Origin of the sequence: Streptomyces sp. NPDC087420 (assembly GCF_044744165.1) — a bacterium.
GTDB lineage: Bacteria > Actinomycetota > Actinomycetes > Streptomycetales > Streptomycetaceae > Streptomyces.
In genome coordinates, this window is record NZ_JBIUXU010000004.1 from 353,582 (window position 1) to 380,260 (window position 26,679).

Sequence of the window (26,679 nt, forward strand, 5' to 3'; positions counted from 1 at the left end):
GACTGTCCTAGGTGTTGGCGTGGGCATGGGGGAAGCGGCCCCGGTGCCGGCCGACGTCAGACAGTGAGGGTGGGCGCGGCTCCCGGGTCCGTGGTGCGAGCGGTGCGCACGACGGGCGGACCACGCCGGGACAGGCTGTGCGCGAGGACCACGCCACGGAAGCGGCGCGGGGCTGGTGCGCCGGGGGCGAGCGGGGCCGGCCGGGGTACGGCGGGCAGGCGGGCCGGGGTGAGCGGCAGCCGCAGCGGGATGAGGGCGAGGGCGCCGAGCGTCCGCGCGAGCCGGAAGAGCGCGGCCTCGCCGCGGGCGAGCCAGAGGGCGCAGACGGCGGCGGCGAGCACGTGCGCGGCGATCATCGCGACCGGGGTGTCCGTGACGGCGGCGAGCGCGGGCTCGCCCGCGCCGCCCGTACCCATGTCCATGCCGGAGCGCCCGCCCATGCCGGAGCCCATGCCGAGGCCGGGGTCCGCCCCCGCGCCCGGCCCTGCTCCTGTCCCGCCGCCCGCCGCGCCCCCCGTCATGGCGTGCCGGTCGTGCGAGGCCGGGGACGGTCCGTACGGCAGCACCCCCGCGAAGAGCAGATGCAGCGTGCCCTGGACCGTGAGCAGTCCGGCCCCGAGGGACAGGAACCCCCGGCGGCGCCCACCGGCGAGCCAGGCGACACCTCCGGTCGTCCCGAAGGCGGTCAACAGCGCCCCGAACGGGATCTCGTGCCCGGACGTGTACAAATGCCCCAGCGCCGCCAGCGTCACACACACCGCCGCGAAGGCCGCGGCCCGCAGGGCGCGCATCGGCGACCGGGCATCTGTCATGGTGCGCACATGCTGCCATCCCGACCGGGCGCGCGGCAGGTCCCAAAAGCCGCCGATTCGCCTGGGGCGTGTCCGCAAAGTGGGGTCGTCCGCCCGCAGGGCGGGGCTCGCGGCGTCTGGTGCGTGCAATCGCAAGGCGGAGGACCTACCCCGTACTGGACGTACGGGGTGGGTCCGACAACGCCGCGCGTGCGCGTGCCAGGCTTCGCGAGCCAGACCCCACTTTGCGGACACGCCCCAGCAGCGAACTCCTCTGTGCGGCGGGCGCGGCGGCGGGCAGAGTCGGTTCCATGAGACTTCTCCTCCTCGGTGGTACGGAATTTGTCGGGCGCGCCGTCGCGGAGGCGGCGGTGGAGCGGGGGTGGGAGGTGACCGCCCTCCACCGCGGCCGGCGTGAGGCGCCGGCCGGCGTGACGTCCGTGCTGGGCGACCGGACGGCCCCGGACGGGCTCGCGGCGCTCGCCGGAGGAGCCTGGGACGCGGTGGTCGACACCTGGGCGGCGGCGCCTTCCGTGGTGGGTGAGGCGGCCACGTCGCTCAAGGGGCGTGTGGAGCGGTACGCGTATGTCTCCAGCCGGTCGGTGTACGCCTATCCCGCCGCGGCGGGGCTCACGGAGGACGGCCCGCTGGTCGAGGGCGCGTCGGCGGACGCCGGGGAGACCGCCTACCCCCAGGACAAGCTCGGCGGCGAACTGGCCGCGGAGGCCGCCTTCGGCGACCGCGCGCTGCTGGTCCGTGCCGGACTGATCCTCGGTCCGTGGGAGAACATCGGCCGGCTGCCGTGGTGGCTGGGGCGGATCGCCCGGGGTGGTCCCGTGCTCGCTCCGGGACCGCGTGACAACCCCCTCCAGTACATCGACGTGCGCGACCTCGCCGCCTGGACCCTGGGCGCCGTGGAGCAGGGTCTCGGCGGCCCGTACAACCTCGTCAGTCCGCCCGGGCACACCACCATGGGCGAACTGCTCGACGCCTGCGTCCGGGCCACGGGCTCCGACGCCGAGCTGCGCTGGACCGACCCCGAGCCGATCCTCGCCGCGGGTGTCGAGCCGTGGACGGACCTGCCCGTCTGGCTCCCGCCGGGTGAGCCGCACGACGCCCTGCACCGGGGCGACGTCACCAAGGCCCTGGCCACGGGCCTCCGCTGCCGCCCGGCGGAGGAGACGGTGACGGACACCTGGACCTGGCTCCGCTCCCTCAACGGCCGGGCCCCCCAGCGCCCGGACCGCCCCGCGCCGGGCCTGTCCCCGGAGGTGGAGGCGAAGCTCCTGAACGCGGAGGCGTGACGGGACGAGGCCCAGGAGCCGTCCCGGTCAGCCCACGGGGGCCGGATGCGGCCGGGGACGACCCGGGCGGGCGTGGGTCAGACCGGAGGCCGGACCGCACCGGACAGTTCCGGGACCTGGCCCGGTATCGCCACCGTCGCCGCCAGCGCCGTCCTCAGCGCGACGACCCCGCGCCACCACGGCCCCGCCTCCCCCTCCGCGTCCGCCCACAGTTCGCGCAGCTCGGAGTCCTCCGCGAGGACCCGGTCCAGGGCCAGGACCGCCACGCTCCTCAGCTCCTCCGGGAAGCGCGGCAAAGGCTCGTCGGGGCCGTACACCGTCTCCACCGGCGGGCCCCCCGGGCACTGCGCGGCCACCAGCGCCGCCGCCGCGACGGCCACCACCGCCTCGCTCTCGTCCAGGCCGCCGACCCCGTCCGTACCGATCGCCCGGACCAGCGCCCCCCGTACCAGCTCCGTCCGCCCGTCCACGGCGGCGGCGTCGAGATCGGCGGCGAAGTCCGCCGCGGTGTCGCTGTCGAAGTGTCCGGTGTCCCACGTGCCCATCGTCCGCCCCTGTTCGCCCGATCCGTCGAGGTGTCCGATCGTGCCACCCACCACTGACAATCCGCTCTGACCAGGAACGACCCGGGGGTGGTGCTGGCAACACCCCGGGCCGGGGGGCGAACCGGCTGCCCTCCCGCACCACCCCGCGGCCAGACTGGTGGCCTGCCCGGGGGTCGGGCCGGGGCCGTCCGGCCGCGAAGGAGAGGGACCGTCATGAACACCATCGACATACGAGGCGCGGTACAGGCCGCCGGCCGGGGGCTGGCGCTCGGGCTCACCGCGATCGTGGGATCCGTCATCCTCTTCGTCCTGACCGTGGTCTCGCTCGCGCTCACCCCGCTGGGCATCGGCTTCCTCACCACCCCCTCGGCACTGGCGGCGGTCAGGGCGCACGCCAACCACCGCCGCCTGCTGGCCGCGAAGTGGTCGGGGGTACGGATCCCGGCGCCCTACCAGCCCCTCCCGGACGACGTACGCGGCGGACTCACCGGCCGGGTCGAGCGCACCGTGTTCCTCCTCAAGGAGCCCGCCACCTGGCGTGATCTCCGGTGGCTGCTGGTCGACATGACGGCGGGCTTCACCGTCGCGATCGCGGCCACCTGGCTGATGCTCTTCCCGGTGGAGGGGCTCGTCCTGGCCGCCGGGCTGTGGCGGGTGTTCAGGGACAATGCGTACTGGTACGCGTTCGTCCCCGTCGACAGCCAGCTGAGCGGACTGCTCGCGTTCGCGCTCGGCCTGGTGATCCTCGCCGCGGGGCTGCGGTACGCCCCCGCCCTCGTACGGGCCCACTTCACCCTGACCAGGGCGCTGATCGCCCCCACCCAGGAGGAGGAGCTGGCGCGGCGGATCGAGCGGCTCACCGAGTCCCGGCACGACGCCGTGGACACGTCCGCCGCCGAACTGCGCCGCATCGAGCGGGATCTGCACGACGGGGCGCAGGCCAGGCTGGTCGCGGTGGGCATGGACCTGGGCACGGTCGAGGCGCTGATCGAGAAGAACCCGGCCAAGGCCAAGGAGTTGCTCGGCCAGGCGCGGCTGTCGTCCGCCGAGGCCCTGACCGAACTGCGTGACCTGGTCCGGGGGATCCACCCGCCGGTGCTGGCGGAGCGTGGTCTGGGGGACGCCGTACGGGCCCTGGCGCTGCGGCTGCCGCTGGAGAGCGAGGTCAACGTGGAGCTGTCGGGGCGGGCCGGCGCGCCCGTCGAGTCCGCGGCGTACTTCGCGGTGAGCGAGGCGCTGGCGAACGTGGTGAAACACGCGGGCGCCGAGCGGATTTGGGTGGACGTCTCCCACAGTGAGGGGATGCTGCGGGTCGCGGTCACCGACAACGGCGGTGGCGGAGCCGTCATCGGGAAGGGGTCGGGGCTGAGCGGCCTGGAGCGGCGGCTCGGTACATTCGACGGAGTCCTGGCCGTCAACAGCCCTGTGGGCGGTCCCACCATGGTGACCATGGAGATTCCTTGCGAGTTGTCCTAGCCGAAGATCTCTTCCTGCTGCGCGACGGTCTGGTGCGGATGCTGGAGGCGTTCGACTTCGAGATCCTCGCGGCGGTGGAGACGGGGCCCGAACTGACCAGGGCCCTGGCGGAATTGGAGCCGGACGTCGCGATCGTCGACGTCCGGCTCCCGCCGTCCCACACGGACGAGGGCCTCCAGTGCGCGCTCGCCGCCCGCCGGGCCCGTCCCGGCCTGCCGGTCCTCGTCCTGTCCCAGCACGTCGAGCAGTTGTACGCGCGTGAGCTGCTGGCGGACGGCACCGGCGGGGTCGGCTATCTGCTCAAGGACCGGGTGTTCGACGCGGAGCAGTTCATCGACGCGGTGCGCCGGGTGGCCGGCGGGGGTACGGCGATGGATCCGCAGGTGATCCAGCAACTGCTGTCCCGCCGTGGGCAGGACAAGCCGATCGCCGCGCTGACGCCGCGCGAGCGGGAGGTCATGGAGTTGATGGCGCAGGGCAGGTCGAACGGGGCGATCGCCGGTCAACTGGTGGTCACGGAGCGTGCGGTGGCCAAGCACACCTCCAACATCTTCGCGAAGCTGGGCCTGCCGGTGTCGGACGACGACAACCGGCGGGTACTGGCCGTCCTCGCCTATCTGGACCGCGGCCGGACGTGAGCCGGCGGGGACGCGCCGCGACGTCCGGCCGGGCGGGCACGCGGAGACGAGTCGTACGGGGTTGAGTCGTGCCGCAATGGGGGTATCCGCCCGTTTTGCCGCCGGAGATTTCAATGAATTCTCAGAACCTCTGAACACTCCCCGAATGCCGTCCGTATGGAACGGAGCGCTTCGCTTCCCCTGCCGCGATTTCCCTGTAACCGGCAACGAAGCTTGAGGAGTTCCATGGCACGCACAGCGAGAAGAAAACGTTCCACCGTGGCAAACCGGGCGATTGCCGCCACGGCTGCCTTGCTCCTGGGCGGGGGTGGGCTGATAGCAGCCAATTTCTACGCATCCGCGGGTGAGGGCTGGTCGAAGGACAAGCAGCCGCCGGCCCAGGCCGAGAACGCCGCTCAGCAGATGTCGACCATCGACTGCCCGGAAGTGGCCAACAGCATCACGGACGTGCCGGAAGCGGCCCGTGCGGCGGTTGACCAGGAGCTGGCCGGTATCGACAGCCAGATCACCGAGGCTTACCAGCAGTTCGCCGATCAGAAGGCACAGATCGAGCAGGATCCCGCCGTTGCCGACAATGCGATTCTCAATCCGTTGAAGGACAAGCGCCTGGAGAGCTTCGGCAAGATCTCCGCGGCGATCACCGGCGCCGGCGGGCAGCAGCCGCAGGGCCTCGACGCCCTCGCGCCGTGCACCCTGCGGGCGCAGGCCCAGGACCCGGCCGCCTCCCCGGCCCCGTCCTCCGCCGAGAGCGCCCCGGCCGAGGGCCAGGACGCCGGCGCGCAGAACAACGGCCAGGCCAGCCCCAGCGCCAGTGCGCCCCCGGCGGCCGGCCAGGGCGGCAACGGCCCGGACGCCTCGGACTTCGTCAGCATCAAATCGGTCCGGCCGAACGTGGTGAAGCCGCGCAAGCTGCGCCAGGCGTCCCGGGGTTCGTTCATCACCTCATGCGGGGTGAACAAGAACAAGAAGTATAATTCAGACAACGTCATTGTCGCGCCCGGCGTGAGCAACGGCGCGCACCACATGCACGATTACGTCGGCAATCAGGGCAACAACGCCTTCGCCAGTGACGACGCGCTCGCCGCGGCCGCCACCAGCTGCCGCAATCAGGGCGACAAGTCGACTTACTACTGGCCGGTGCTCCGTCTCCAGAACGGCCAGGCAGAGTTCGACGTCAACGCGGACGGCGGCGGCAAGGAAGGAAATGCCGGAAAGATTCAGACGCCCAACGAGGTGACTCTGAAATTTGCCGGCAACCCGACCTCCAAGGTCGTCGCGATGCCCCGCTTCCTGCGGATCATCACGGGTGACGCCAAGGCCTTCGTCAACGGAAACGCCAACGCGAACGCGTCGTGGAGTTGCACCGGATTCGAGAACCGCCAGCTCAAGGACAAATACCCGATCTGCCCGCGCGGCAGCAAGGTGGTCCGTACCTTCAATTTCCAGAGCTGCTGGGACGGCCAGAACACCGACAGCGCGAACCACCGCACCCACGTGGCCTTCGCCGACGCCAACGGCCGCTGCCAGAACGGGTTCAAGGCGATTCCGCAGCTCCAGCAGCGGATCGTCTACCGCGTCCCGCCGGGCCCCGGCTTCGCGGTCGACTCCTTCCCGGAGCAGCTGCACAAGCCGGTCACCGACCACGGTGACTTCATCAACGTGTTCGACACGCGGATCATGAACAAGATGGTGAGCTGCCTCAACGCCGGGACCACGTGCCGCTGAGGCACCCGGCCCGACGTCGTCGGCACCACCTCGCCGGTCAGCGCATGGACGGCATGTCCTCCATACCGTCCATGCCGGGCATGTCACTCATGTCGTGACCGGACGGATCGGCACTCGTCCCACCACCGTTCTGCGCGTGGTGGGACGAGCCCGTTTCCACCTCCCCGCCCAGCCGGCCACGCACCGTCGCGACCACGCCCGCCTCGCCGACCACGACCCACTTCCGGCCGACGAGGTACGAACCGCCGTAGTCCTTGGCCTCGTTGATCCACTCGCGCTGGCCGCGGTCGGTGGCGAAGGTCGCCAGGACGTACTTCCCGTCCCCGGTCGCGCAGTTGGCCTGCCGCAGCTCGGCGGCGTCCGTCGAGATGTTGGGCTCGCACTTCGCCTTCGAGGCGAGCTGTTCGAGGCTCCCCGTCGCCGTCTTCGGCACCTGGGGGGCCTTGTTGTCGTCCGCGCCGCAGCCCGCCGTCAGGGCCAGGGCCAGGACCGCTATCGCCACGCCTGCTCGTTCCGTACGCATGCGGCCCATCGTGCCCTGTCGAACGCGTCTTCGCGCTGCGGAAGACGGAATGAGCGGAATGACTCATTCCGGGGTGACCATCGGGTTCCGGGGTGACCATCGGACCAATCGCTCGTTCTGCTGCACGTGCGCCCACACGACTCCGTCACCGCCCCCGCCCCCGCCGCCACCGCCACCGCCGAGTCCGGCGCGAACCCCGGTGCCGGCGGAACCGCCCCCACCGCCGGTCCCGTCGACGTCGACCAGGCCGAGGCGGCGCTCGTCGAGCACTACCCCCGTCTCGTACGGATCGCCTATCTCGTCCTCCCCCCGGCGCTCGGCCGCAACCGGCGCGTCCTGACCGCGCACGCGCTCGTCCAGCGCTCGCTGCCCCGCGGCCGTACCGCCACCATCGACGGCGTGCTCCCGGGGCCGCGCCGGGCCGGCGGAGGCGGCGGCTCCGACGGGGCACGGAACCCCGGTTACACGTACGTACGCGCCCGCGTGCTGCGCCAGGCCCTCGACGCCGGCCGCCCGCTGATGCGCCTCGCCCGGCCCCACCGCGCCCAACTGCCGCCGGTGCTCCCGCACGTATGGGGCCTGCGGCTCTTCCCGCGCTCGGGCGGGGCCGACGAACTCGCCCTCGACCAGCGGCTGACCGCCCTCTCCGGGGCGGCCAGGGCCGCGTTTGTCCTGCGCGGCCTGGAGGGGCTGGCGGACGCCGACGTTCGGCGCACGCTCGGCGCGGCCGGGGCCGAGGACCCGGCGGGGGCGCTCGCCCAGGCGGTCGCCGCCGAGACGCCGGAGAGCGACGCGCTACTGCGGTCGGCCGAGTTCGACCCCTGCTCGCTCCAGGCCAGGCCCACCGACCTGATGCGCCGGCGCCAGCACGCGAAGGCCGCGCTCGCCGCGACCGCCGCCCTGCTCGTCTGCGGGACGCTGCTCGGGCTGCCGGGGGACGGCTGGGGCCCCGAGAGCGCGGCGGCCCCCACGTACGCCCGCAACCCCATGGCCCAGTCGGCCCTCGACCCGGCGAAGGTGCGCCGGGTCGCGCCCACCTTCTGGGAGACCTCCGCCCGTACCGACTTCTCCGCGTGGCCCACCCGTGGCGCGCTGGCCGGTGATACGGGGCTGCTGCGGCGGGCGCTGGCGGTCTGGGCGCGGCCGGGCCGTACCGTCCAGGTCTCCGCCACCCCCGGGACCCCGTCGGGACCGCCCATGGGATCACCGCAGTTGCTGTACGCGGGCAGGGTCGACGCCGCGCGCGTCGTGCTGCTGTACGACGGCCTGCGGGTCGTGCGGTACGCCGAGGCGACGGACGGCGGCGACGCGGCGGGCCTGGACTTCGCCCGGGTCGACGGCGCGGACGGGTCCGCCGCCGGGGCGCTGGTGGTGGCGCGTTCCGACAGCAACGTCCGCTATCTGACGGCGCCTTGGGTGACCCGTACCTCCGTACGGGACCTGCGCGACCCGGGTGCGGAAGCCCGGCCGCTGGCGCGGGACGCGGACGGGGTGACGGACCCGATGGACAGCCCGGCGACGGCCCGCGACTGCGGCTCCTGGGACACCCTCGACATCCGGGACGGCTCCCACGACCGGCTGCTCACGGACCTCGGTGAGCTGACCCCGGCGCGGCTGACGTCCGGGCCGCCGTCGTCCCCCTCGGACGTGTCGAGCGCGCAGGACCGGGTGGCGTGGGCCAGGACCGCGTGTCTGCTGCCGACCGTCCGCTCGCACGGGGTGCGGTCGGTGAACTCCTGGGCGTTCGCCCGCCAGACGCTGCCGGAGTCGAACGGCACGGCGGAGTGGCTGTGCACCCGTGCGGAGACCTGGCGGGGTCCGGGGAGCCGGGTGCTCGCGCAGTTCCAGCCCCCGTCGTCCGCGAAGCCCGCGTCGGCGGGGGCGATCGCGGCCCGCGCGGAGGACTCGCTCGCGTGCGGGGCGCGGGGGCCGCGCGAGGTGCTGGCCGGGGTGCTCTGGAAGTCGCGCGGCGGCCAGTGGTACGTCCTGGCGGCGGGCAGCGAGGAGTTCAGGTCGCTGGAGGTGTCGGGCGGGGTGAAGGGCACCGCGAAGGGACGGATGCTGGCGGTACGGGCCTCGGCGGGGGCGCGGGCGGAGTTGAAGGGGGCCGTCGAGGGCGGCGGTTCGGTGGGGGCGCTGCGGTGACGGGGGGTGCGGTGACGGGGGGTGCGCGCTGCGGGCCGGGGCCGTACGGCGTCACCCGGGCGCGGCCCCCCGCCCGGCGACAGCGGCCGGTGCGCGGTCCTACGGCAGCAGCCAGTCCGCCCCCAGCGCCGACAGCAGGCACAACGCCAACAGCCATGTACCCAGACGCGTACGGCCGTTGCGGCTCAGCTCGATCACCACGCCGCACAGGATCATCGCCAGCCCGTACACCCCCACCACGAGGACCGACGTGCGCTCCGCCAGCCGTACGGCCAGCAGCGCGGCCATCGCCACCAGCAGTACCGACGCGAGCGTGACCCGCAGAGCCCGCGCCTGACGGGGCGTCAGACCGGACGCCGGACCGGACGCCGGACCGGACGCCGGACCAGGCGCCAGACCTTCGGCGGGTGTCTCTGTCGGCTGGTCCGGGTCAGATGAGGTCATGGACCGGCAGCGTAATCGACACCCCGGGGAGCGTGCCCGTTAGGCTGTTCGTATGACGACCGGGGTGCGCCGCAGGATGGGCGTCGAAGAGCGGAAGCAACAGCTGATCGGTGTCGCGCTGGACCTGTTCAGCCACCGCTCCCCCGAGGACGTCTCGATCGACGAGATCGCCGCCGCGGCCGGAATCTCCCGCCCCCTCGTCTACCACTACTTCCCCGGCAAGCAGAGCCTGTACGAGGCGGCGCTGCGCCGGGCGGCCGACGAGTTGGCCGAGCGGTTCGTGGAGCCGAGGGAAGGGCCGCTCGGGGCCCGGCTGCTGCGGGTCATGGGGCGGTTCTTCGACTTCGTGGACGAGCACGGCCCTGGCTTCTCCGCGCTGATGCGCGGCGGCCCGGCGGTGGGTTCCTCGACGGCGAACGCGATGATCGACGAGGTGCGGCAGGCCGCGTACGTACAGATCCTGTCCCACCTGGACGTGACCACCCCGCCCGCGCGGCTGCACCTGGTCGTCCGGTCCTGGGTGTCGCTCGCCGAGTCGACCGCGCTGATCTGGCTGGACGGGCGGCACATCCCGCGCGCCGAGCTGGAGTTGCAGCTCGTGCACGACTTCGCGGCGCTCGCCGCGGTGAGCGCCGCGTACGACGCGGAGATGGCGGCGATCCTGTTGCGGATCGTCGCGGACGAGCCGGCCGAAGGGCCGTTCGGCGACCTGCTCGGTCGGCTCATGGGGCTGGGCACACAACTGCCGGGTCAGCGTGTGCCGTAGACGGGGTCAGCGCGTGCCACAGAGGAATGCGTGCCACAAAGGCATCAGCTGGTGCCGTAGACCACGGTGACCTGGGTGAAGCCGAGGGACCGCAGCAGTCCCTCCAGCATGCTGGTGGTGTTCTTCTCGGCGCGGTCGGCCAGTTCACTGTCCTTGGCCGCCTCCCCGATGTGCTTGGCGGCCAGCTGGTTCACGGCGCGCTCGCTCGCCGCGTTGTCCGAGAACAGGTCACCGAGCCGGTCCAGCAGTCCCCGCTGCTTGGAGACGGCGTACGAACGGTCGGGGTCGAGCGCGGGCTTGCCCAGCTGCGCGTGCGGCAGCCGGATCGTCGCCATGGTGCGTTCCTTGTCCGTCGTGACGCTGTTCTCGCCGATGCCGCCGAAGTCCACGGAGGCGCTGACGGTACCGGCGCCGACGTAGAGGGTGCGGGTGCCGCGGATCGCGTCGGGCAGGTACTTGGCGTCCTTCTCCAGGTCCACGACCACCTGGAAGTTGCCCGAGGCGGCTTCGTAGCGGTCGAGGTCCTGCATGGACTGGAGCAGGGTCGGCCCTGTCCTGTCCTTCGTCTCGCTGCCGAAGACGTCGCCGAACCCGGGGATCAGGTCCAGCTTGCTGCCGGCGAAGAGCAGCGCGGCGACGGCGACGAGGGTGATGAGCAGCTTGCTCCACCAGGACAGCCCCGCCGGGCGGGGCTTGTGCTGGCTCTGGTCCGGTTGCACGTCGGTGGACGTCATACCCCTCTGATTTCCCGCCCCGCGCGGTTCACACGGGCGCGGCGGTGTCCGTTACAAGATCCGTATCAAGCGGACCCGCCGCGCCCGTTCCGGCGCCGGGTGTCAGCAGTTCCTGGCGCCCGTGTGGAGGGCAACCGCCGTGTTGGAGCCGAGCGTTGCCGTGAACTTCCCGGCGCTGTCGACGGTCACCCGCCGGCCGCTCTGGACGTCGCAGTAGTTCCCCGCGGGCAGGGAGGTCTCGAACGTACGGGTGAGCGCGGAACCTTCGTGGTTGAGGGCCACGTACCCCTTCGTCCCCCGGCCGAAGGCGATCTGGTCGCCGCCGTTGTCCCACCACCGGGTGACGGCCTCGCCGCGCGTGGTGTTGCGGAAGCCGACCATGGAGGCGATCTCCCGCCAGGCGTGCTGGCACTTCCAGCCGTCGCTGTAACAGGCCCTGACCGTGCCGCCATTGGGCGGTCCCGCGTCCCGGTCGGTGAACTCGTAACCGGAGTTGATGTCGGGTGAGCCGTAGGGCCAGGCCAGCATGAAGACGTTGGCGAGGGTGTAGTTGGCGCCGTCCTTGTAGCTGAGGGTGTCGCCGCCGCGCTCGGTGTCGTGGTTGTCGACGAAGACCGCCGCTTTGTCGCCCCGCATGAAGGCCCAGCCCTCGCCGTAGTTCTTGAGGTAGGCGAGGTTCTCGTTGAGGAAGACCTGCTTGAGGCTGCGGCCGTACCGGAACTCCTGTACGTCACCGGTGTTGAGGTACTCGTCGGGCGATATCGCCTCGCCCGCCCCGTAGATGACCTCCTGCTTCCAGTAGGCGCCGGGGTTGGTCAGGCGGCTCTTGATGTCGGCGAGGTCCGCGGCCGGCATGTGCTTGGCGGCGTCGATACGGAAGCCGTCGACGCCCAGCGAGAGCAGGTCGTTGAGGTACGCGGCGATCCGGCCGCGTACGTACGGCTCACCGGTGTCCAGGTCCGCGAGACCGACCAGTTCGCAGTTCTGCACGTTCGCCCGGTCCTGGTAGTTGCTGATCTGGGCGCGGCAGTCGTCCAGGTCGGCGCCCGAATAGATGCCGGGATACGTGTACTTGGTGTACGGGGAGCCGCCGGTGCCGGTGCCGTCACCGGCGGCCATGTGGTTGATGACGCTGTCGGCGACGACCTTGACCCCGGCCGCGTGGCAGGTGCCGACCATGGCCGAGAAGGCGGCGCGGTCGCCGAGACGGCCGGCGATCCGGTAGCTCACGGGCTGGTACGAGGTCCACCACTGGCCGCCCTGGATGTGCTCCTGGGGCGGCGAGACCTGGACGTACCCGTACCCGGCCGGGCCGAGGGTGTCCGTGCACGCCTTGGCGACGGACGCGAACGTCCACTCGAAGAGGACGGCGGTGACGTCCTTGGTGCCCGGCGGGACGGCCTGCGCGGTCCCGGTGGGGACCGCGAGGGCGGTGACGGCCGCCCCGAGGGCGAGCGCGGCGGCGAGGGATCTGCGGACCATGGTTCCTCCAGCACTGGTGGGGGTGTGCGGGTGACGGTGGTGCGGCCTCGCGTGGCGACGCGCTCTGCCCTCAAGGCTCCTTACGGTGTGGTGCGGTCCTTGGGTAGGGGAAGGGGTACGGGTACGGGCGTGGTCAGAGCGTCCACCACGCCGTGGTGTCCGGCGGCAGGTCGGCGTGTGTGCCGTCGGGCGTCACCGGGCCGCTCGACAGCAGGAGCCGGCCGCGTACGGGGATTCGTACCGGCTCCGAGGTCGTGTTGACCGTGCAGGCGAAGCCGGCCCGGGTGAAGGCCAGGACGCCCGGGGGCGCGTCCAGCCACTCGACCGAGTCCCCCGCGCCGAGCCCCGGGTGCTCGCGCCGCACGGCCAGCGCGGCGCGGTACAGCTCCAGGGTCGAGGACGGGTCGCCGGTCTGCGCCTCGACGCTCAGCTCACCCCAGCCCACGGGCTGCGGCAGCCAGCTGCCCGCGCCGCCGAACCCGTACGAACTGCCTTCGCACGTCCAGGGGATGGGGACCCGGCAGCCGTCGCGGAAGCCGTTCTGGCCGTCCGCGCGGAAGTACGACGGGTCCTGCCTGGCCTCGTCGGGCAGGTCGGTGACGTCGGGCAGGCCCAGTTCCTCGCCCTGGTAGACGTACGCGGATCCGGGCAGCGCCAGCATGAGCATCGTCGCGGCGCGGGCCCGCCGCAGGCCCAGTTCGCGGTCGCCGGGCTCACGCGTCTGGGTGCCCGCGAGGGGCGGCCCGGCGAAGCGGGTGGCGTGGCGGGTGACGTCGTGGTTGGAGAGCACCCAGGTCGCGGGGGCGCCGACGGGCCGCATCGCGGCGAGCGAGACGTCGATGACCTCGCGCAGCGCGTCACCGTCCCAGGAGGTGGCCAGGTACTGGAAGTTGAAGGCCTGGTGCAGTTCGTCGGGGCGTACGTAACGCGCGGTGCGCTCGACGGTCCGCGTCCAGGCCTCGGCGACGGCGATGCGCTCGTCCGGGTACTCGTCGAGGATCGTGCGCCACTGCCGGTAGATCTCGTGGACGCCGTCCTGGTCGAAGAACGGCGTGATCTCGTTGGCGAGCAGCCTGAGTTGGGCGTCCCCGCCGATGTCGGGGAGTCCGTCGGCCTTGACCAGTCCGTGGGCGACGTCGATGCGGAAGCCGTCCACGCCCATGTCCAGCCAGAAGCGCAGGATCGAGCGGAACTCGTCGGCGACGGCCGGGTGGGTCCAGTCGAAGTCGGGCTGTTCGGGGGCGAAGAGGTGCAGGTACCAGTCGCCGGGGGTGCCGTCGGGGTCGGTCGTCCGGGTCCAGGCGGGTCCGCCGAAGACGGACTGCCAGTCGTTGGGCGGGAGTTCACCGTTGGCGCCCTTGCCGGGGCGGAAGTGGTAGCGGGCCCGCAGCGCGGATCCCGGGCCCTCTCGCAGGGCCCGCCTGAACCAGTCGTGCGCCACGGACGAGTGGTTGGGCACGACGTCGACGATGATCCGCAGGCCCAGGCCGTGCGCGTCCCGGATCAGCGCGTCGGCGTCGCGCAGGGTGCCGAACATCGGGTCGATGGCGCGGTAGTCGGCGACGTCGTAGCCCGCGTCGGCCTGCGGGGAGGCGTAGAACGGGCTGAGCCAGACGGCGTCGACGCCGAGGTCCCTGAGGTACGGGAGCCGGCGGCGTACCCCGTCGAGGTCGCCCATCGCGTCGCCGTTCCCGTCGGCGAAGCTGCGCGGGTAGACCTGGTAGATCACCGCGTCCCGCCACCAGCCCGGGCGGTGCTCCGGGGCGTCGTCGGACGTCCTGGCGGCCGGGCGGGCGGAGGGGGCGGAAGGGGCGGTGAGGTGCTGGGTCATGTGGTTCCTGGAGTGTCTGAGGGGTGCGGCGAGGGGGCGGACCCGCGCGGGGTCAGCCCTTCACCGCACCGGCGGACATGCCGGTGACGAGATGGCGCTGGGCGAAGAGGAAGACCAGCGCGGCGGGGACGGCGATCAGTACGGACGCGGCGGACATCGGGCCCCACTGGGCGCCGTACTGGTTGACGAACTTCTGGAGGCCGCCGGCGAGGGTGAGGTTCTCGTCGCCGACCATGAACGCGGAGGCGTAGGCGACCTCGCCCCACGCGGTGATGAAGGAGTAGAAGGCGGTCACCGCGAGCCCCGGCCTGGCAAGCGGCAGGATGAGCCGCCAGAAGGTGCCGAAGGGCGTGAGCCCGTCGACCATGCCGGACTCGTCTATCTCGCGGGGGATGGTGTCGAAGAAGCCCTTCATCATCCAGGCGCAGAACGGCACGGCGATGGTGAGGTACGTGATCACCAGGCCCGCCGGGTCGTTGAGCAGGCCGAGCCCGGCCATGATGTTGTAGATCGGCACGATGAGGACGGCGACCGGGAACATCTGGGTGACCAGCAGCGTCCACATCAGCCCGCGTTTGCCGGGGAAGCGGAAGCGGCTGACGGCGTAGCCGGTGGTGGCGGCGACGAAGACGCCGAGCACGGTGGTGAGTCCCGCGATGACCAGCGAGTTGCCGAACCAGGTCAGGAACGGGGTGTCGCGCAGCAGCCCGGTGTAGTTCTCGAGGGTCGGGTCCTTGAAGAAGTCCGTGGTGGTCGCGTAGGCCGCGGGCTTGAGCGAGGTCAGCAGCACCCAGAGCACGGGGAAGACCGCGATCACCGACGCCACGACCAGCGTGGTGTGGAGCGCGGCGGAGGCCAGGGGCGAACGGCGGTGCCGGTGCCCGGCGTTGGTCAGGGCGGTGACCCGCGCGGTGGCGGACGGGGTGTCGGTCGCGGTGTCGGGGGCGGCGAGGGTCACCAGCTGTCTCCCTGGTTGCGGAGCACGCGCCGGTAGAGCGCGGCGAAGAGCATCAGCAGGACGAGGATCAGCACGCCCCAGGTGGAGGACTGCGCGTAGTCGCGGGGGCTGATCTCGAAGGAGAACTTGTACGCCTGCGTGACCAGGATCTGGGTGGCCTCGCCGGGTCCGCCGCGCGTCAGCAGGAAGATCACCGGGAACATGTTGAACGTCCAGATGGTGGAGAGCAGGATCACGGTCGTGCTGACGGGGCGCAGCCCCGGCAGGGTGATGTGCGCGAAGCGCTGCCAGGCGTTGGCGCCGTCCATCTCGGCGGCCTCGTACATCTCGCCCGAGATGGACTGGAGGCCGCCGAGCAGGGCGACCATCATGAACGGCACCCCGAGCCAGATGTTGACGGCGATGACCGAGAACTTGGCCCAGGTCGGGTCGTTGAGCCAGGGCACGGCGTCGATGCCGCCGCCGGCGAGCAGTTTGTTGAGGAGCCCGCGGTCCTCGTTGTAGAGGAAGCGCCAGGCGAAGACGGACACGAAGCCCGGCACGGCCCAGGGCAGGATCAGCAGCATCCGGTAGAGCGAGCGCCCGGCGATGCGGCGGTTGAGGAGCGTGGCGAGGGCGAGGCCCAGCGCGAAGGTGACGGCGACGCAGGAGACCGTCCACACCAGGGTCCAGCCGAGGGTGGAGAGGAACTGATCCCCCGTCAGGGCCGCCCGGTAGTTGTCGAGTCCGACGAACTCGTAGGTGGCGGGCAGGTTGTTGACGCCGATGTGGCGTGCGACGTTGCGTTCGTTGGCGTCGGTGAGCGACAAGTAGACGCCACGGACCAGCGGATACCCGATGATCACGCCGATCACGGCGACGACCGGGGCGACCATGGCCCACGCGTACCAGTGCGTCGACGCGGCGCGGCGCAGCCCGCCGGAGGGGGTGCCGGAGCCGCGGCGGGGCCCGCGGGCGACGTTCTCGCCCGGGGTCCTCGCCACCGACCGGCCGGTCTGGACGGCCATCAGCCGGCCCGCCTTCCTGTTACTTCCAGCCCTTGAGCAGCTTGCGGTACGCGTCCCCGGTGGCGGAGGCGCCCTTCTCCGGGGTGGTCTGGCCGGTGAGGACCTTGGTGTACTCGGTGACGAGCGGCGCGAAGAGGCTGCCGGTCTCCGGGATCCAGGGGCGCTCGACGGCCTTGTCCACGACGGGCTTGAAGAAGCCGACGATCTCGTTGTCCGCGACACCGGGCTGGGCGTAGACCGAGGTACGGGTGGGCAGCAGGCTCAGTTTCTCCGCGATCTCCGTCTGGCTCCGTACGGACGTCATGTACTCGGTGAAGGCGTACGAGGCGTCCAGGTTCTTGGAGCCCGCGTAGACGGCGAGGTTGTGGCCGCCCTGCGGAGCGCCCTGCCCGGCGGAGCCGGCGGGGACCGGCGCGATGCCGAGGTTGGCCTTGTCCTTGAACTGCGCGCCGCCGTACGTGTCGGTGACCGCCCACGGACCATTGATCATCATGGCGACCTTGCCGTCCTTGAACGCGGCCTGCATGTTCTCCCAGCCGTCCGTGGCGTCGGTCTTGGCGGCGCCCGAGTCGACCAGGTCCTTGACGACGGTCATGGCCTTGACGCCGGCGGCGTTGTCGACCGTGACGGTCTTGCTGTCGGCGTCCACGAGGTTGCCGCCCTCGCCGTACAGGAAGGACAGGAACCAGTACGCGTCGTCGCCGCGCAGGTAGAGCCCGGTCTTCCCGGTCTTGTCCTTGATCGTCTTGGCGGTGGCCTTCAACGCGTCGACCGTCGCGGGGACTTCCACCCCCGCCTCCTTGAAGATCTTCTTGTTGTAGAAGACACCCATGGAGTCGATGACCTGCGGCACGGCGTAGGTCTTGCCGGCGTAGCGGGTGGAGGCGGCGGCCTGCGGCAGGAAGTCCTTCTCGTCCTTGAGCGCCGGGGTGCCGTCCAGCGGCGCGAGATAGCCCAGATCGGCGAACTCGGGCGTCCAGGCGACCTCGGAGCGGATGACGTCGGGGGCCCCGGAGTCCGCCTGCGCGGCGTTCTTGAACTTGTTCTGGGCGTCACCGAAGGGCACGTTGACGTACACGACGTCGACCTTCGGGTGCAGTTTCTCGAAGCCCTCGGCGAGCTGCTTGAAAACCTTGTCCTCGCTGCCGACGGTCGACGTGTCCCACCAGGTGACCTTCCCCGACAGTTCACCCCCGGCGCTCTTGCCGCCGTCCGACGTGCCGTCACCACCGCACGCGGTCACGGCGAGGGCCAGGGTCACGGCCAGGGCTGTGGCCGTTATGCCACGTCGCATCCGAACTCCTTCAACTGCCGTACCGCTCCGTTGCGGCTCCGGGTCGGACGTGAAGGTAACAGCGTTGCAAGAAGCCCGAAAGACCTTGCGGAAGATTTCCGCAAGGCCCGGCGATTGTTACAAGTACCCAGGCGTGGCAGGCCCGTACGACCTGACGGGGTGGGGAAACCCGGCACGGACAGGGCAGAAAGGTTTCGCAAGATCTTGCAGACGGGGGCGCGTCCGTCCCTCGGCCGTCCGGTGGGCAATCGGGTGAACCACCGGTACAGTCCACTCCCATGACCGCACGGCTTGCCGACATCGCAACCCAGGCGGGGGTCAGCGAAGCGACGGTCAGCCGCGTTCTGAACGGCAAGCCCGGGGTTGCCGCGGCCACCCGCGAATCCGTACTCGCCGCACTCGACGTCCTCGGGTACGAACGCCCCGTACGCCTCCGCCGCCGCAGCGCGGGGCTGGTCGGCCTGATCACCCCGGAGCTGGAGAACCCGATCTTCCCGGCGCTCGCCCAGGTGATAGGCCAGGCACTCACCCGTCAGGGTTACACCCCGGTGCTGGCGACCCAGACCCCCGGCGGCTCCACCGAGGACGAGCTGACCGAGATGCTCGTCGAGCGGGACGTCTCCGGCATCATCTTCGTCTCCGGGCTGCACGCCGACACGTCGGCGGACATGCGGCGGTACGAGAAGCTCCGCGCCCAGGGAGTGCCGTTCGTCCTGGTGGACGGCTTCTCGCCGAAGGTGCAGGCCCCCTTCATCTCGCCCGACGACCGGGCCGCCGTACGGCTCGCCGTGACGCACCTCGTCTCGCTGGGGCACCACCGGATCGGCCTGGCCGTGGGGCCCGAGCGGTTCGTGCCCGTGCTGCGCAAGATCGAGGGCTTCCGGGCCACGGTCCACGAGCTGCTCGGACTGTCGCCCGCGGAGACGGACGAGCTGATCCAGCAGTCGCTGTTCACCCTGGAGGGTGGTCAGGCGGCGGCCACCGCCCTCATCGAGCGGGGCTGTACGGCGGTGGTCTGCGCGAGCGACATGATGGCGCTCGGCGCGATCAGGGCCGGGCGGCGGATGGGCCTGGACGTGCCGCGGGACCTCTCGGTCGTCGGTTTCGACGACTCCCCCCTCATAGCCTTCACGGACCCGCCGCTCACCACGGTCCGCAAGCCGGTGCCGTCGATGGGCCAGGCCGCGGTCCGTACGCTCCTGGAGGAGATCGGGGGCACCCCCGCCCCCCACAGCGAGTTCGTCTTCATGCCCGAACTGGTGGTCCGCGGGTCGACCGCCTCGGGTCCCGGCCCCGGGCCCCTCGGCTCCCCGAGGTCGCTCGGGCCCGGGAACCAGGGCTCCTCGGGGTCGCCCGGACCCGGAAACCAGGGCTCCTCGGGGTCCGGACGTCGTCCGTAGGGCGTAGCGAATGCGGGACCGACCCGACCGGGGGATGATCGGTCGGGGAGTCCAGATCTGGCAGACTCCTGGCTATGGGTGAATCGACCGTGAAGGCGCAGGCGGCCCGAAGGGCCGGCTCGTCGTCCTTCACCGACGAGGTGGCTGACACGACAGACACAGCGAGGGACACGGAAACCGAACCGGTGGAGAAGCACACGTTCATCCGGCGCCTCCGGACACCCCGCAAGCCCCGCCTCTGGTTCGAAATCCTGCTGATCGCGGCGAGTTACTGGGTCTACTCACTGATCCGCAACGCCGTACCCGAACAGCGGACGAAGGCCCTGGAGAACGCCGACCGGATCTGGCACGCGGAACGCCTGCTGGGACTCGGCTTCGAGCGGGCCGTCAACCACGGCGTCAATTCGGTGACGTGGCTCATCGTAGGGATGAACTACTACTACGCCACACTGCACTTCATCATCACCCTCGGGGTGCTGATCTGGCTGTTCCGCAGCCATCCGGGGCGCTATTCGGCGGCCCGCCTGGTCCTGTTGGCGACCACCGTCGTGGCCCTGCTCGGCTACTACCTGTTCCCGCTCGCGCCGCCGCGGCTGATGACCAACGGCCACTTCATCGACACCGTCTCCCTGCACCACACGTGGGGCTCGCTGTCCTCGGACAACCTCAAGACCGTGTCGAACCAGTACGCGGCCATGCCGTCCATGCACATCGGGTGGTCGACCTGGTCGGGGCTGACGATCTTCGCGCTGTGCCGGATCCCGTGGGTGCGGATCCTCGGGCTGCTGTACCCCGTGGTGACGCTGCTGGTGATCGTCGCCACCGCGAACCACTTCTGGCTGGACGCGGCGGGGGGCCTGGTGTGCCTGGCCTTCGGCTTCACCGTCTCGTACCTCTGGTACGGCTCACTGCCGTACAGCCTGCCTCGCCATGTGGACGGGAAACGGCCGAAGAAGCCGAGTACGGCCGAGGTGTGAGGTGGGAGCGTTCGCCCGGACCTCGTGACGGTCACCCGGTGCGGTCGCCTCACTCCGCCCCGTAGAACAGCCTCTCCATCACCCCGCGCGCCCTGCGCGTCGTCCTGCGGTAGTCGTCCAGCATGTCCCCGCTGTGCACCTCCTGCGTCTGGCCCCGCGTGGGCCCCGGGCCGTACCCCAGGTAACGCCCCATCGCGCCCAGCTCGCGGCCGTCCGACGGGAAGGTGTCGCCCGGCCTGCCCCGTACGAGCATCACCCCGTTCCTGACCCGGGTCGCCAGCACCCACGCGTCGTCCAGGGTCTGCGTGTCCTCCTCCGACAGCAGCCCCGCGGCCCGCGCCGCCGCCAGCGCCCGGCGGGTCCTGGTGGTCCGCAGGCCCGGCTCCGCCCAGGCGTGCCGCATCTGGAGCAGCTGGATCGTCCACTCGACGTCCGAGAGCCCGCCACGGCCCAGTTTGGTGTGCAGGGTCGGGTCGGCGCCCCTCGGCATCCGTTCCGTCTCCATCCGCGCCTTCAGGCGGCGGATCTCACGGGCGGCATCGTCGGCCAGGCCCTCGGCCGGGTAGCGCAGCGGGTCGATCAGCTCGACGAAGCGGCGGCCGACGTCCGCGTCGCCCGCCATCGGTTCGGCGCGCAGCAGGGCCTGGCTCTCCCAGACCAGCGACCAGCGCCGGTAGTACGCGGCGTAGGAGGCGAGCGTACGGACCATGGGGCCGCTCTTGCCCTCGGGGCGCAGATCGGCATCGATCAGCAACGGCGGTTCCGGGCTGGGGACTTCGAGGAGCCGGCGCATCTCGGCGACCACGGCGTTCGCCGCCTGCGCCGCTTCCTGGTCGCCGACGCCCTCGCGGGGTTCGTGGACGAAGAGGACGTCCGCGTCGGAGCCGTAACCCATCTCGTGGCCGCCGAACCGGCCCATGCCGATGACGGCGAACCTGGTCGGGAGTGTGTCACCCCACCGGCCGCGGACGGCGGCGCGCAGGGCGCCGGCGAGGGTGGCGGCGTTGAGGTCGGTGAGGGCGTTGCCGACCCGGTCGACCAGCGCGCCCGGGTCCTCCTCGGCGGGGCTCTCCTCGGTGCCGTACGAGCCGATGATGTCGGCGGCCGTCGTACGGAACAGCTCACGGCGGCGCATCCCGCGTGCCGTGGCGACGGCGCCCTCGGCGGTGTCCGCGCGGCCGACCGCCGCGATGACCTCCTGTTCGAGGTGGGCGCGGTCGTGCGGCACGAGCCCGTTGGCGTCGCCGAGGATCGCGACCGACTCGGGGGCGCGCAGCAGCAGGTCGGGGGCGAGGCGTCCGGCGGACAGCACCCGCGCCAGGTTCTCGGCCGCCGCGCCCTCGTCGCGCAGCAGCCGCAGGTACCAGGGGGTCTTGCCGAGCGCGTCGGACACCTTGCGGAAGCCGAGCAGACCGGCGTCGGGGTCGGCGGAGTCGGCGAACCAGCCGAGCAGCACCGGCAGCAGCGTCCGCTGGATCGCGGCCTTGCGGCTCACGCCGGACGACAGTGCCTCCAGGTGGCGCAGGGCCGCGGCCGGGTCGGCGTACCCGAGCGCTTCGAGGCGCTGGCGGGCCGCCTTCGTACTCAACCGGGTCTCGCCGGGGGCGAGTTGGGCGACCGCGTCGAGCAGGGGGCGGTAGAAGATCTTCTCGTGCAGCCGCCGTACGACCGAAGCGTGCCGTTTCCAGGCCTTGTTCAGCTCGACGACGGGGTCGCCGCGCAGGCCGAGCGAGCGGCCGAGGCGGCGCAGGTCGGCCTCGTCCTCGGGCACCAGGTGGGTGCGACGCAGCCGGTGGAGCTGGATGCGGTGCTCCATGGAGCGCAGGAAGCGGTAGGCGTCATCCAGTTGGGCCGCGTCGGCCCGTCCCACGTAACCGCCGGCGGCCAGCGCGCCGAGCGCGTCGAGCGTGGAGCCGCTGCGGAGTGAGGTGTCGCTGCGGCCGTGGACCAACTGGAGGAGCTGGACGGCGAATTCGACGTCGCGCAGGCCGCCGGGGCCGAGCTTGAGTTCACGGTCCAGCTGGGCGGCGGGGATGTTGTCCACGACGCGGCGGCGCATCTTCTGCACGTCGGGGACGAAGTGCTCGCGGTCGGCGGCCTGCCAGACGAGGGGCGAGACGGCGTCGATGTACTCGGCGCCGAGCGGTACGTCCCCGGCGACGGCGCGGGCCTTGAGGAGCGCCTGGAACTCCCAGGTCTTGGCCCAGCGCTGGTAGTAGGCGAGGTGGCTGCTCAGGGTGCGGACGAGGGGGCCGTTGCGGCCTTCGGGGCGGAGGTTGGCGTCGACGGGCCAGATGGCGCCCTCGACGGTGGTCTCGGAGCAGATGCGCATGAGGTGGGAGGCGAGGCGGGTGGCGGCCTGGACGGCCTTGCCTTCGTCGGTGTTGAGGCCGGCGCCTCCGTTGTCGTCGCCCTCCATGGCCCCGGCGGGGGGCTCCGGGAGGCCGCCGACGAAGATCACGTCCACGTCGGAGATGTAGTTCAGCTCGTGGCCGCCGCACTTGCCCATCGCGATGACCGCGAGCCGGCAGGCGGCGGCGTCCTCGGGCGCGGCGGCGCGGGCGATCGCGAGGGCGGCGCGGAGGGTCGCGGTGGCCAGGTCGGCGAGTTCGGCGGCGGTCTGGGCGATGTCGATCGTGCCGCAGACGTCCCTGGCCGCGATGGCCAGCAGGCAGCGCCGGTAGGCGATGCGCAGGGAGACGGGGTCGGTGGCGTCGGCGAGCCCGCGTTCGAACTCCGCGACCCCCGGGTGCAGGTCGGACGACTCGTACGTCACCAGGACGTGCCAGTCGTGCGGGTGCCTGGCCAGGTGGTCGCCGAGCGCCTCGGACGCGCCGAGCACCCCGAGCAGCCGGTCCCGGAGGGGCTTGGCGGTGAGCAGGGTGTCCAGCAGGACCCGCCGCTCCCCCGGATTGGCCGCCTCGATGAGCCGTACGAGACCGCGCAGGGCCAGATCGGGGTCGGCGGTGGCGCCGAGCGCGTCGAGGAACAGGGGGTCGGACCGTACGGTCGCCATCTCCGGGACGTCGAGCAGCCGCTCGGCGCCGGACGGATCGGTGAAGCCGTGGCGGAGCAGACGGGTGAAAATACTGCTCCTGCGCCCCGGCATCGTCATGTCGCCGTCTCCCGTCCGCGTTCCCGCCAGCGTTCCCGATCAAGCTGAGGGGATCGAGCGTAACCGCAGGGCGGGGAGGCGGGACCGGCCGCGTGCGGCACGGTCGGGAAGAGGACCGATGACTTCGGGCCGGCGGGCCGGTCCACCCCTACGAGATCCCGGCCCCCGGACCGAAACACACCAGGAGCAGACGATGGCACCGAAGGACCCCGAACCCCGTACAGAACTGGACACTCGTTACGGCGAGCCGCGGGCGACGGCGACCGCGTGGCAGGAGGCGGTGGCCCTGCTGACGTCGGCGGAGCTGTTCTGGCTGACGACGGTACGGCCCGAGGGCCGCCCGCACGTCACCCCGCTGCTGGCGGTGTGGTCGGACGGCGCGCTGTACTTCTGCACGGGCGCCGGGGAGCGCAAGAGCCGGAACCTCGCCCAGAACCCGGAGGTGATCCTGACGACCGGCACGAATGCCCTCGCCGAGGGCTGTGACCTGGTGGTCGAGGGCACGGCGGTCCGCGTGACGGACGAGGCGCGCCTGACGGCGCTGGCGCGGGCGTGGGAGGCGAAGTACGGCGCCGAGTGGCACTTCGACGTACGGGACGGCGGGTTCGCGGGCGACCGCGGGAACGTGGCCGTGGTCTACGAGGTGGCGCCCCGGACGGCCTTCGGCTTCGGCAAGGCCCCGTACAGCCAGACGCGCTGGCGCTTCTGACGCGCCGTACGTCATAAACCACTGTTCAGAACAGCTGACCCGATGATGTGCTGCCAAGGTGACAAACCACCCAACACCGCAACGCGACCCACTCGCCCCGCTCAACCCGATCAACCCGATCAACCCGATCAACCAACCCAGCCCACTCGACCGGATCGACCACTACCAGGACACCCTGCCCCGCCGGGTGGGCCGGGCGGAGGATTTCGGCCCGCTGACCCTGTTCGTACGGGAGGACGGGGGCAGCGCGCTCCAGGCCCGCCCGACCCGCGGCTGGCGGGGCCGGCCCGTGACGGCGGCGGATGTCGCGGCCGTGCGGGCGCGTCAGCGTGAACTGGGCGTCCCGGAGAGCTTCGAATGGGTCGACGAGTCGGCCCCGGCCCTGCGTCCGGCGGTGGAGGAAACGGGCCTGCCGATCACGCCCCGCCCCCTGCTGATACTCCCCGAGGATGCCCCCACCCCACCCCTGGCCGACCTCACCCCGAGAGGGGTCCAGGTCGTCACAGTCGCACCGGACGACCCATGGCTACCGAGCGCGGTGGCCACCGCACACCTGGCTTTCGCGAACCTGGGCACACACAGAGGCGAGGTGGGCCCGACGGAACTGCCCGAAGCACAGCGGCAACTCGCCGCCGCGATCACCCTCATGGCCCTCCGTATCCAGGCGGGCAGCACCACCCTGGTCGCGGCGATGGAGGACGGCGTCGCCCTCAGCTCGGGCCTGCTCCCGGGAGTGGTGGACGGAATCACCGAGATCTGCGCCGTGGGCACCCTCCCCGCAGCCCGCCGCCGAGGCCTGGCCCTGGCAGTCACCGCAGCCCTGATCCACCAGTCCCGCACCCGAGGCGCCCACACCACCTTCCTCAGCGCCACAGACCCCCAAGTGGCCCGCATCTACACCCGCCTGGGCTTCCGCCCCACGGGGACAGCCCTGGAAACCTGACGGTCCCTGCAACCTGGCAAGATCGTAGAGCGTGATACAGATCGGTGACGAGGGGGAGGCTCAGTGGGAAGCCAGTTGCGTGTCGGTGCAGTATTGCGGTCCGGTCGGAACAGAGACTCCTCGACAGCGCTCATCGACGGTTACCCCAACCTCCATCACGTCACTGCATCTGAGGTTCTCGCTCAGATGCAGCTGAGCAAGGGCATCAACCCGATCGCCAAGGTGAGGCCGACATCGGGCGAGCGTCGGCACCGCCGTCCGGCAATTCTGATCCGTTCCAGCCCATGGAAGGCCGGAACGGCCGAGACGCCCTGGCACGACGTGTTCGACCTGGACAACGGCCGCGTGACCTACTACGGAGACCACCGGGTCGACCACACGGTCCCCGTGGGAACCACACCGGGCAATGCCGCGCTGTTGGAGACTCTGGAAGAGCACCAGGCCTCGACGGCGGAGCAGCGTGCACTGGCCGCGCCACTGCTCCTGTTCGCGGCAGTCTCGCGCAACAAGACTCCCAAGGGGTACGTCGAGTTCTGTGGCGTGGCAGTTGTCGAGCGCGTCGAGCAGATCGAGCAGGAGACGAAGGGCCTGCCCTTCCCCAACTATCGCTACGACCTGACGGTTCTGGACCTGAGCCCGGAGGACGACCGCGTCGACTGGGCATGGATCGAGGCGCGAGGCACCGCCACGCTCTCAGCCGCGGAAGCGCTCGAGCTCGCGCCCCGATCCTGGCGTCAGTGGGTGGAACACGGGCAGGCGGTATTGCCCGACCTGCGACGCCGGACCGTCCGCGCGGAGAACAGGGTGGCCTCCGAACGGCACTCTGCCGGAGGCGACCCGGAATCCGAGGCACGGCTTCCCACGCCTCGCTCGCCGCAGGGCTCCGCCCCGGCCGCTGCTGCACGGGCCGCGTCGTCCGAGGAGCTGACGCCGAGCGAGCTCATGGACCGGCTGCGGAGTCTCAGGGTCCACCAGAGAAACGGCCAGCGCAGCAGGCACAAGCCACTGGCTCTCTTGTGGGGCATCTCCAGGATCGCCACAGGGAAATCCCGCCTTGCCCCGTGGCACGAGTTCCGCGACGAAGTGGGGGGCCTGATGGCCGAGTTCGGCCTGCCCGAGTCCTCCGTGACACCCGAGTATCCGTTCTGGCATCTCCGGACCAGCCACCTGTGGGACGTACGCGGTATCCCACCGGAAAGGGCGATGCCCCAGGCCGCAGTGTTCGACAGTGTCAACCTCGAGGGGGGAATGACCGAAGAAGCCTCGCATCTGCTGGGCCAGCCCGTCGTGCGGTCCCAGGCAATCGCCGTCCTGCGGGAGACCTACCTTGCCGACATGGACCAGCACGCTCTGATGGAGCGGCTTGGACTGGCCGGCTACGAGAGCGCGAGCGGCGTCGGGGACGGCCCGGAAGATCAAAGAACACAGCGCGGCCAGGCTGCACGTCGCACGACCACGGCCTCCCAGGTCGTGCGAAATGTCAGGCTGGCGAACGCGGCAAAGGCGCTGCACAGCGATCACTGTCAGGTCTGCGGCCTGCAACTCCCGACGCAATTCGGGACCTACAGCGAGGCCGCCCACATCCGCGGCCTGGGTCGCCCCCACAACGGTCCCGACGAACTGGCCAACCTGCTGGTGCTGTGCCCCAACCACCATGTCCAGTTCGACACCCTGGCGATATATGTCGACACGGACGGCTTCGTTCGCGCGACCGCGGACGGCACAGTCATCGGCGAGCTCCGCCGACTACCGGCCCACCGGATCGACGAAGATCACCTTCGCTACCAACGCGCGCTGTGCGCCAGGGACACCACCATGCAAACCCCGTGACTGCCCAGCACGTCCGAGCCCACGCCATGACTTCTGAAACCG

The 26,679-nt window shown here is 71.4% G+C and carries 21 protein-coding genes and 1 pseudogene; 11 read left to right on the plus strand and 11 right to left on the minus strand.

The window, feature by feature from the left end; translation table 11 throughout:
* Nucleotides 1–56 precede the first annotated feature (56 nt).
* A complete protein-coding gene (locus tag ACIO1C_RS10170) occupies nt 57–812 on the minus strand; it encodes a hypothetical protein (RefSeq protein ID WP_401860617.1) in 756 nt (251 codons plus the stop codon).
* A gap of 290 nt (nt 813–1,102) precedes the next feature.
* Between ACIO1C_RS10170 and ACIO1C_RS10175 the strand changes: the two genes are divergently transcribed.
* Nucleotides 1,103–2,095, plus strand: coding sequence for an NAD-dependent epimerase/dehydratase family protein (locus tag ACIO1C_RS10175; protein WP_401860620.1), 993 nt, complete (start codon nt 1,103–1,105; stop codon nt 2,093–2,095).
* A gap of 77 nt (nt 2,096–2,172) precedes the next feature.
* On the opposite strand, the gene ACIO1C_RS10180 is transcribed toward ACIO1C_RS10175, so the two are convergent.
* Nucleotides 2,173–2,640 (minus strand): DUF4259 domain-containing protein, encoded by a 468-nt coding sequence (locus tag ACIO1C_RS10180; protein ID WP_401861025.1) that lies wholly within the window; start codon nt 2,638–2,640, stop codon nt 2,173–2,175.
* Nucleotides 2,641–2,853: 213 nt separating this feature from the next.
* On the opposite strand from ACIO1C_RS10180, the gene ACIO1C_RS10185 reads away from it, so the two are divergent.
* The 3 genes from ACIO1C_RS10185 (at nt 2,854) to ACIO1C_RS10195 (ending at nt 6,479) form a co-directional block, all read left to right on the plus strand.
* Nucleotides 2,854–4,116 carry a sensor histidine kinase gene (locus ACIO1C_RS10185; protein ID WP_401860623.1) on the plus strand — a complete coding sequence of 421 codons (1,263 nt, stop codon included), beginning with the start codon at nt 2,854–2,856 and terminating at the stop codon, nt 4,114–4,116.
* On the plus strand, nt 4,101–4,754 hold the full coding sequence (locus tag ACIO1C_RS10190) for a LuxR C-terminal-related transcriptional regulator (protein WP_401860625.1): 654 nt from the start codon (nt 4,101–4,103) through the stop codon (nt 4,752–4,754). Before ACIO1C_RS10185 ends, ACIO1C_RS10190 begins: the two co-directional genes overlap by 16 nt.
* A 225-nt stretch (nt 4,755–4,979) precedes the next feature.
* A complete protein-coding gene (locus ACIO1C_RS10195) occupies nt 4,980–6,479 on the plus strand; it encodes a DUF1996 domain-containing protein (RefSeq protein ID WP_401860627.1) in 1,500 nt (499 codons plus the stop codon).
* 37 nt (nt 6,480–6,516) lie between these two features.
* On the opposite strand, the gene ACIO1C_RS10200 is transcribed toward ACIO1C_RS10195, so the two are convergent.
* Nucleotides 6,517–7,002, minus strand: coding sequence for a hypothetical protein (locus tag ACIO1C_RS10200; protein WP_401860630.1), 486 nt, complete (start codon nt 7,000–7,002; stop codon nt 6,517–6,519).
* Nucleotides 7,003–7,128: 126 nt separating this feature from the next.
* On the opposite strand from ACIO1C_RS10200, the gene ACIO1C_RS10205 reads away from it, so the two are divergent.
* Nucleotides 7,129–9,147: a hypothetical protein gene (locus tag ACIO1C_RS10205; protein ID WP_401860633.1), complete on the plus strand. Its 2,019-nt coding sequence runs from the start codon at nt 7,129–7,131 to the stop codon at nt 9,145–9,147.
* Between the two features lie 99 nt (nt 9,148–9,246).
* On the opposite strand, the gene ACIO1C_RS10210 is transcribed toward ACIO1C_RS10205, so the two are convergent.
* Complete coding sequence (locus ACIO1C_RS10210; RefSeq protein WP_401860636.1) at nt 9,247–9,591, minus strand: hypothetical protein; 345 nt, start codon at nt 9,589–9,591, stop codon at nt 9,247–9,249.
* Nucleotides 9,592–9,643: 52 nt separating this feature from the next.
* Between ACIO1C_RS10210 and ACIO1C_RS10215 the strand changes: the two genes are divergently transcribed.
* Nucleotides 9,644–10,357: a TetR/AcrR family transcriptional regulator gene (locus tag ACIO1C_RS10215; protein ID WP_401860638.1), complete on the plus strand. Its 714-nt coding sequence runs from the start codon at nt 9,644–9,646 to the stop codon at nt 10,355–10,357.
* Nucleotides 10,358–10,401: 44 nt separating this feature from the next.
* Here ACIO1C_RS10215 and ACIO1C_RS10220 read toward each other — a convergent pair whose 3' ends face one another.
* From ACIO1C_RS10220 to ACIO1C_RS10245, 6 genes and pseudogenes are all read right to left on the minus strand, one after another.
* Nucleotides 10,402–11,091: a DUF4230 domain-containing protein gene (locus ACIO1C_RS10220; RefSeq protein ID WP_401860639.1), complete on the minus strand. Its 690-nt coding sequence runs from the start codon at nt 11,089–11,091 to the stop codon at nt 10,402–10,404.
* A 105-nt stretch (nt 11,092–11,196) separates the two neighbouring features.
* A pseudogene (locus ACIO1C_RS10225) lies at nt 11,197–12,573 on the minus strand (alpha-amylase family protein); the annotation flags it as partial.
* A gap of 133 nt (nt 12,574–12,706) precedes the next feature.
* On the minus strand, nt 12,707–14,404 hold the full coding sequence (locus tag ACIO1C_RS10230) for a glycoside hydrolase family 13 protein (RefSeq protein WP_401860641.1): 1,698 nt from the start codon (nt 14,402–14,404) through the stop codon (nt 12,707–12,709).
* A gap of 52 nt (nt 14,405–14,456) precedes the next feature.
* Nucleotides 14,457–15,443 (minus strand): sugar ABC transporter permease, encoded by a 987-nt coding sequence (locus ACIO1C_RS10235; RefSeq protein ID WP_401861028.1) that lies wholly within the window; start codon nt 15,441–15,443, stop codon nt 14,457–14,459.
* The gene (locus tag ACIO1C_RS10240) at nt 15,359–16,369 is read right to left on the minus strand and encodes a carbohydrate ABC transporter permease (RefSeq protein WP_401860643.1); all 1,011 of its coding nucleotides are present in this window, start codon (nt 16,367–16,369) and stop codon (nt 15,359–15,361) included. Before ACIO1C_RS10240 ends, ACIO1C_RS10235 begins: the two co-directional genes overlap by 85 nt.
* 19 nt (nt 16,370–16,388) lie before the next feature.
* Entirely contained in the window at nt 16,389–17,663 is a 1,275-nt protein-coding gene (locus ACIO1C_RS10245; protein ID WP_401860645.1) for an extracellular solute-binding protein, read from the minus strand.
* 278 nt (nt 17,664–17,941) lie between these two features.
* On the opposite strand from ACIO1C_RS10245, the gene ACIO1C_RS10250 reads away from it, so the two are divergent.
* Both ACIO1C_RS10250 and ACIO1C_RS10255 read left to right on the plus strand, forming a co-directional pair.
* Nucleotides 17,942–19,063, plus strand: coding sequence for a LacI family DNA-binding transcriptional regulator (locus ACIO1C_RS10250; protein WP_401860646.1), 1,122 nt, complete (start codon nt 17,942–17,944; stop codon nt 19,061–19,063).
* Nucleotides 19,064–19,137: 74 nt separating this feature from the next.
* Nucleotides 19,138–20,040 (plus strand): phosphatase PAP2 family protein, encoded by a 903-nt coding sequence (locus ACIO1C_RS10255; protein WP_401860648.1) that lies wholly within the window; start codon nt 19,138–19,140, stop codon nt 20,038–20,040.
* Nucleotides 20,041–20,089: 49 nt separating this feature from the next.
* Here ACIO1C_RS10255 and ACIO1C_RS10260 read toward each other — a convergent pair whose 3' ends face one another.
* The gene (locus ACIO1C_RS10260; RefSeq protein ID WP_401860649.1) at nt 20,090–23,155 is read right to left on the minus strand and encodes a bifunctional [glutamine synthetase] adenylyltransferase/[glutamine synthetase]-adenylyl-L-tyrosine phosphorylase; all 3,066 of its coding nucleotides are present in this window, start codon (nt 23,153–23,155) and stop codon (nt 20,090–20,092) included.
* A gap of 193 nt (nt 23,156–23,348) precedes the next feature.
* Here ACIO1C_RS10260 and ACIO1C_RS10265 point away from each other — a divergent pair, with 193 nt between their 5' ends.
* The 3 genes from ACIO1C_RS10265 to ACIO1C_RS10275 all read left to right on the plus strand — a co-directional run bounded on the left by ACIO1C_RS10265 (nt 23,349) and on the right by ACIO1C_RS10275 (nt 26,637).
* Nucleotides 23,349–23,864: a pyridoxamine 5'-phosphate oxidase family protein gene (locus ACIO1C_RS10265; RefSeq protein WP_401860652.1), complete on the plus strand. Its 516-nt coding sequence runs from the start codon at nt 23,349–23,351 to the stop codon at nt 23,862–23,864.
* Between the two features lie 58 nt (nt 23,865–23,922).
* Complete coding sequence (locus ACIO1C_RS10270; protein ID WP_401860654.1) at nt 23,923–24,807, plus strand: GNAT family N-acetyltransferase; 885 nt, start codon at nt 23,923–23,925, stop codon at nt 24,805–24,807.
* A 186-nt stretch (nt 24,808–24,993) separates the two neighbouring features.
* Entirely contained in the window at nt 24,994–26,637 is a 1,644-nt protein-coding gene (locus ACIO1C_RS10275) for an HNH endonuclease (protein WP_401860657.1), read from the plus strand.
* Nucleotides 26,638–26,679: the final 42 nt, after the last annotated feature.

Excerpts from the sequence above, each read along its gene's own strand:
- ACIO1C_RS10260 (WP_401860649.1), bottom strand. The coding sequence starts at position 23,155 with ATGACGATGCCGGGGCGCAGGAGCAGTATTTTCACCCGTCTGCTCCGC.
- ACIO1C_RS10170 (WP_401860617.1), bottom strand. The coding sequence starts at position 812 with ATGACAGATGCCCGGTCGCCGATGCGCGCCCTGCGGGCCGCGGCCTTC.
- ACIO1C_RS10210 (WP_401860636.1), bottom strand. The coding sequence starts at position 9,591 with ATGACCTCATCTGACCCGGACCAGCCGACAGAGACACCCGCCGAAGGT.
- ACIO1C_RS10185 (WP_401860623.1), top strand. The coding sequence starts at position 2,854 with ATGAACACCATCGACATACGAGGCGCGGTACAGGCCGCCGGCCGGGGG.
- ACIO1C_RS10200 (WP_401860630.1), bottom strand. The coding sequence starts at position 7,002 with ATGCGTACGGAACGAGCAGGCGTGGCGATAGCGGTCCTGGCCCTGGCC.
- ACIO1C_RS10215 (WP_401860638.1), top strand. The coding sequence starts at position 9,644 with ATGACGACCGGGGTGCGCCGCAGGATGGGCGTCGAAGAGCGGAAGCAA.
- ACIO1C_RS10245 (WP_401860645.1), bottom strand. The coding sequence starts at position 17,663 with ATGCGACGTGGCATAACGGCCACAGCCCTGGCCGTGACCCTGGCCCTC.
- ACIO1C_RS10265 (WP_401860652.1), top strand. The coding sequence starts at position 23,349 with ATGGCACCGAAGGACCCCGAACCCCGTACAGAACTGGACACTCGTTAC.
- ACIO1C_RS10180 (WP_401861025.1), bottom strand. The coding sequence starts at position 2,640 with ATGGGCACGTGGGACACCGGACACTTCGACAGCGACACCGCGGCGGAC.
- ACIO1C_RS10240 (WP_401860643.1), bottom strand. The coding sequence starts at position 16,369 with ATGGCCGTCCAGACCGGCCGGTCGGTGGCGAGGACCCCGGGCGAGAAC.
- ACIO1C_RS10230 (WP_401860641.1), bottom strand. The coding sequence starts at position 14,404 with ATGACCCAGCACCTCACCGCCCCTTCCGCCCCCTCCGCCCGCCCGGCC.
- ACIO1C_RS10255 (WP_401860648.1), top strand. The coding sequence starts at position 19,138 with ATGGGTGAATCGACCGTGAAGGCGCAGGCGGCCCGAAGGGCCGGCTCG.
- ACIO1C_RS10220 (WP_401860639.1), bottom strand. The coding sequence starts at position 11,091 with ATGACGTCCACCGACGTGCAACCGGACCAGAGCCAGCACAAGCCCCGC.
- ACIO1C_RS10175 (WP_401860620.1), top strand. The coding sequence starts at position 1,103 with ATGAGACTTCTCCTCCTCGGTGGTACGGAATTTGTCGGGCGCGCCGTC.
- ACIO1C_RS10275 (WP_401860657.1), top strand. The coding sequence starts at position 24,994 with ATGCAGCTGAGCAAGGGCATCAACCCGATCGCCAAGGTGAGGCCGACA.
- ACIO1C_RS10250 (WP_401860646.1), top strand. The coding sequence starts at position 17,942 with ATGACCGCACGGCTTGCCGACATCGCAACCCAGGCGGGGGTCAGCGAA.
- ACIO1C_RS10195 (WP_401860627.1), top strand. The coding sequence starts at position 4,980 with ATGGCACGCACAGCGAGAAGAAAACGTTCCACCGTGGCAAACCGGGCG.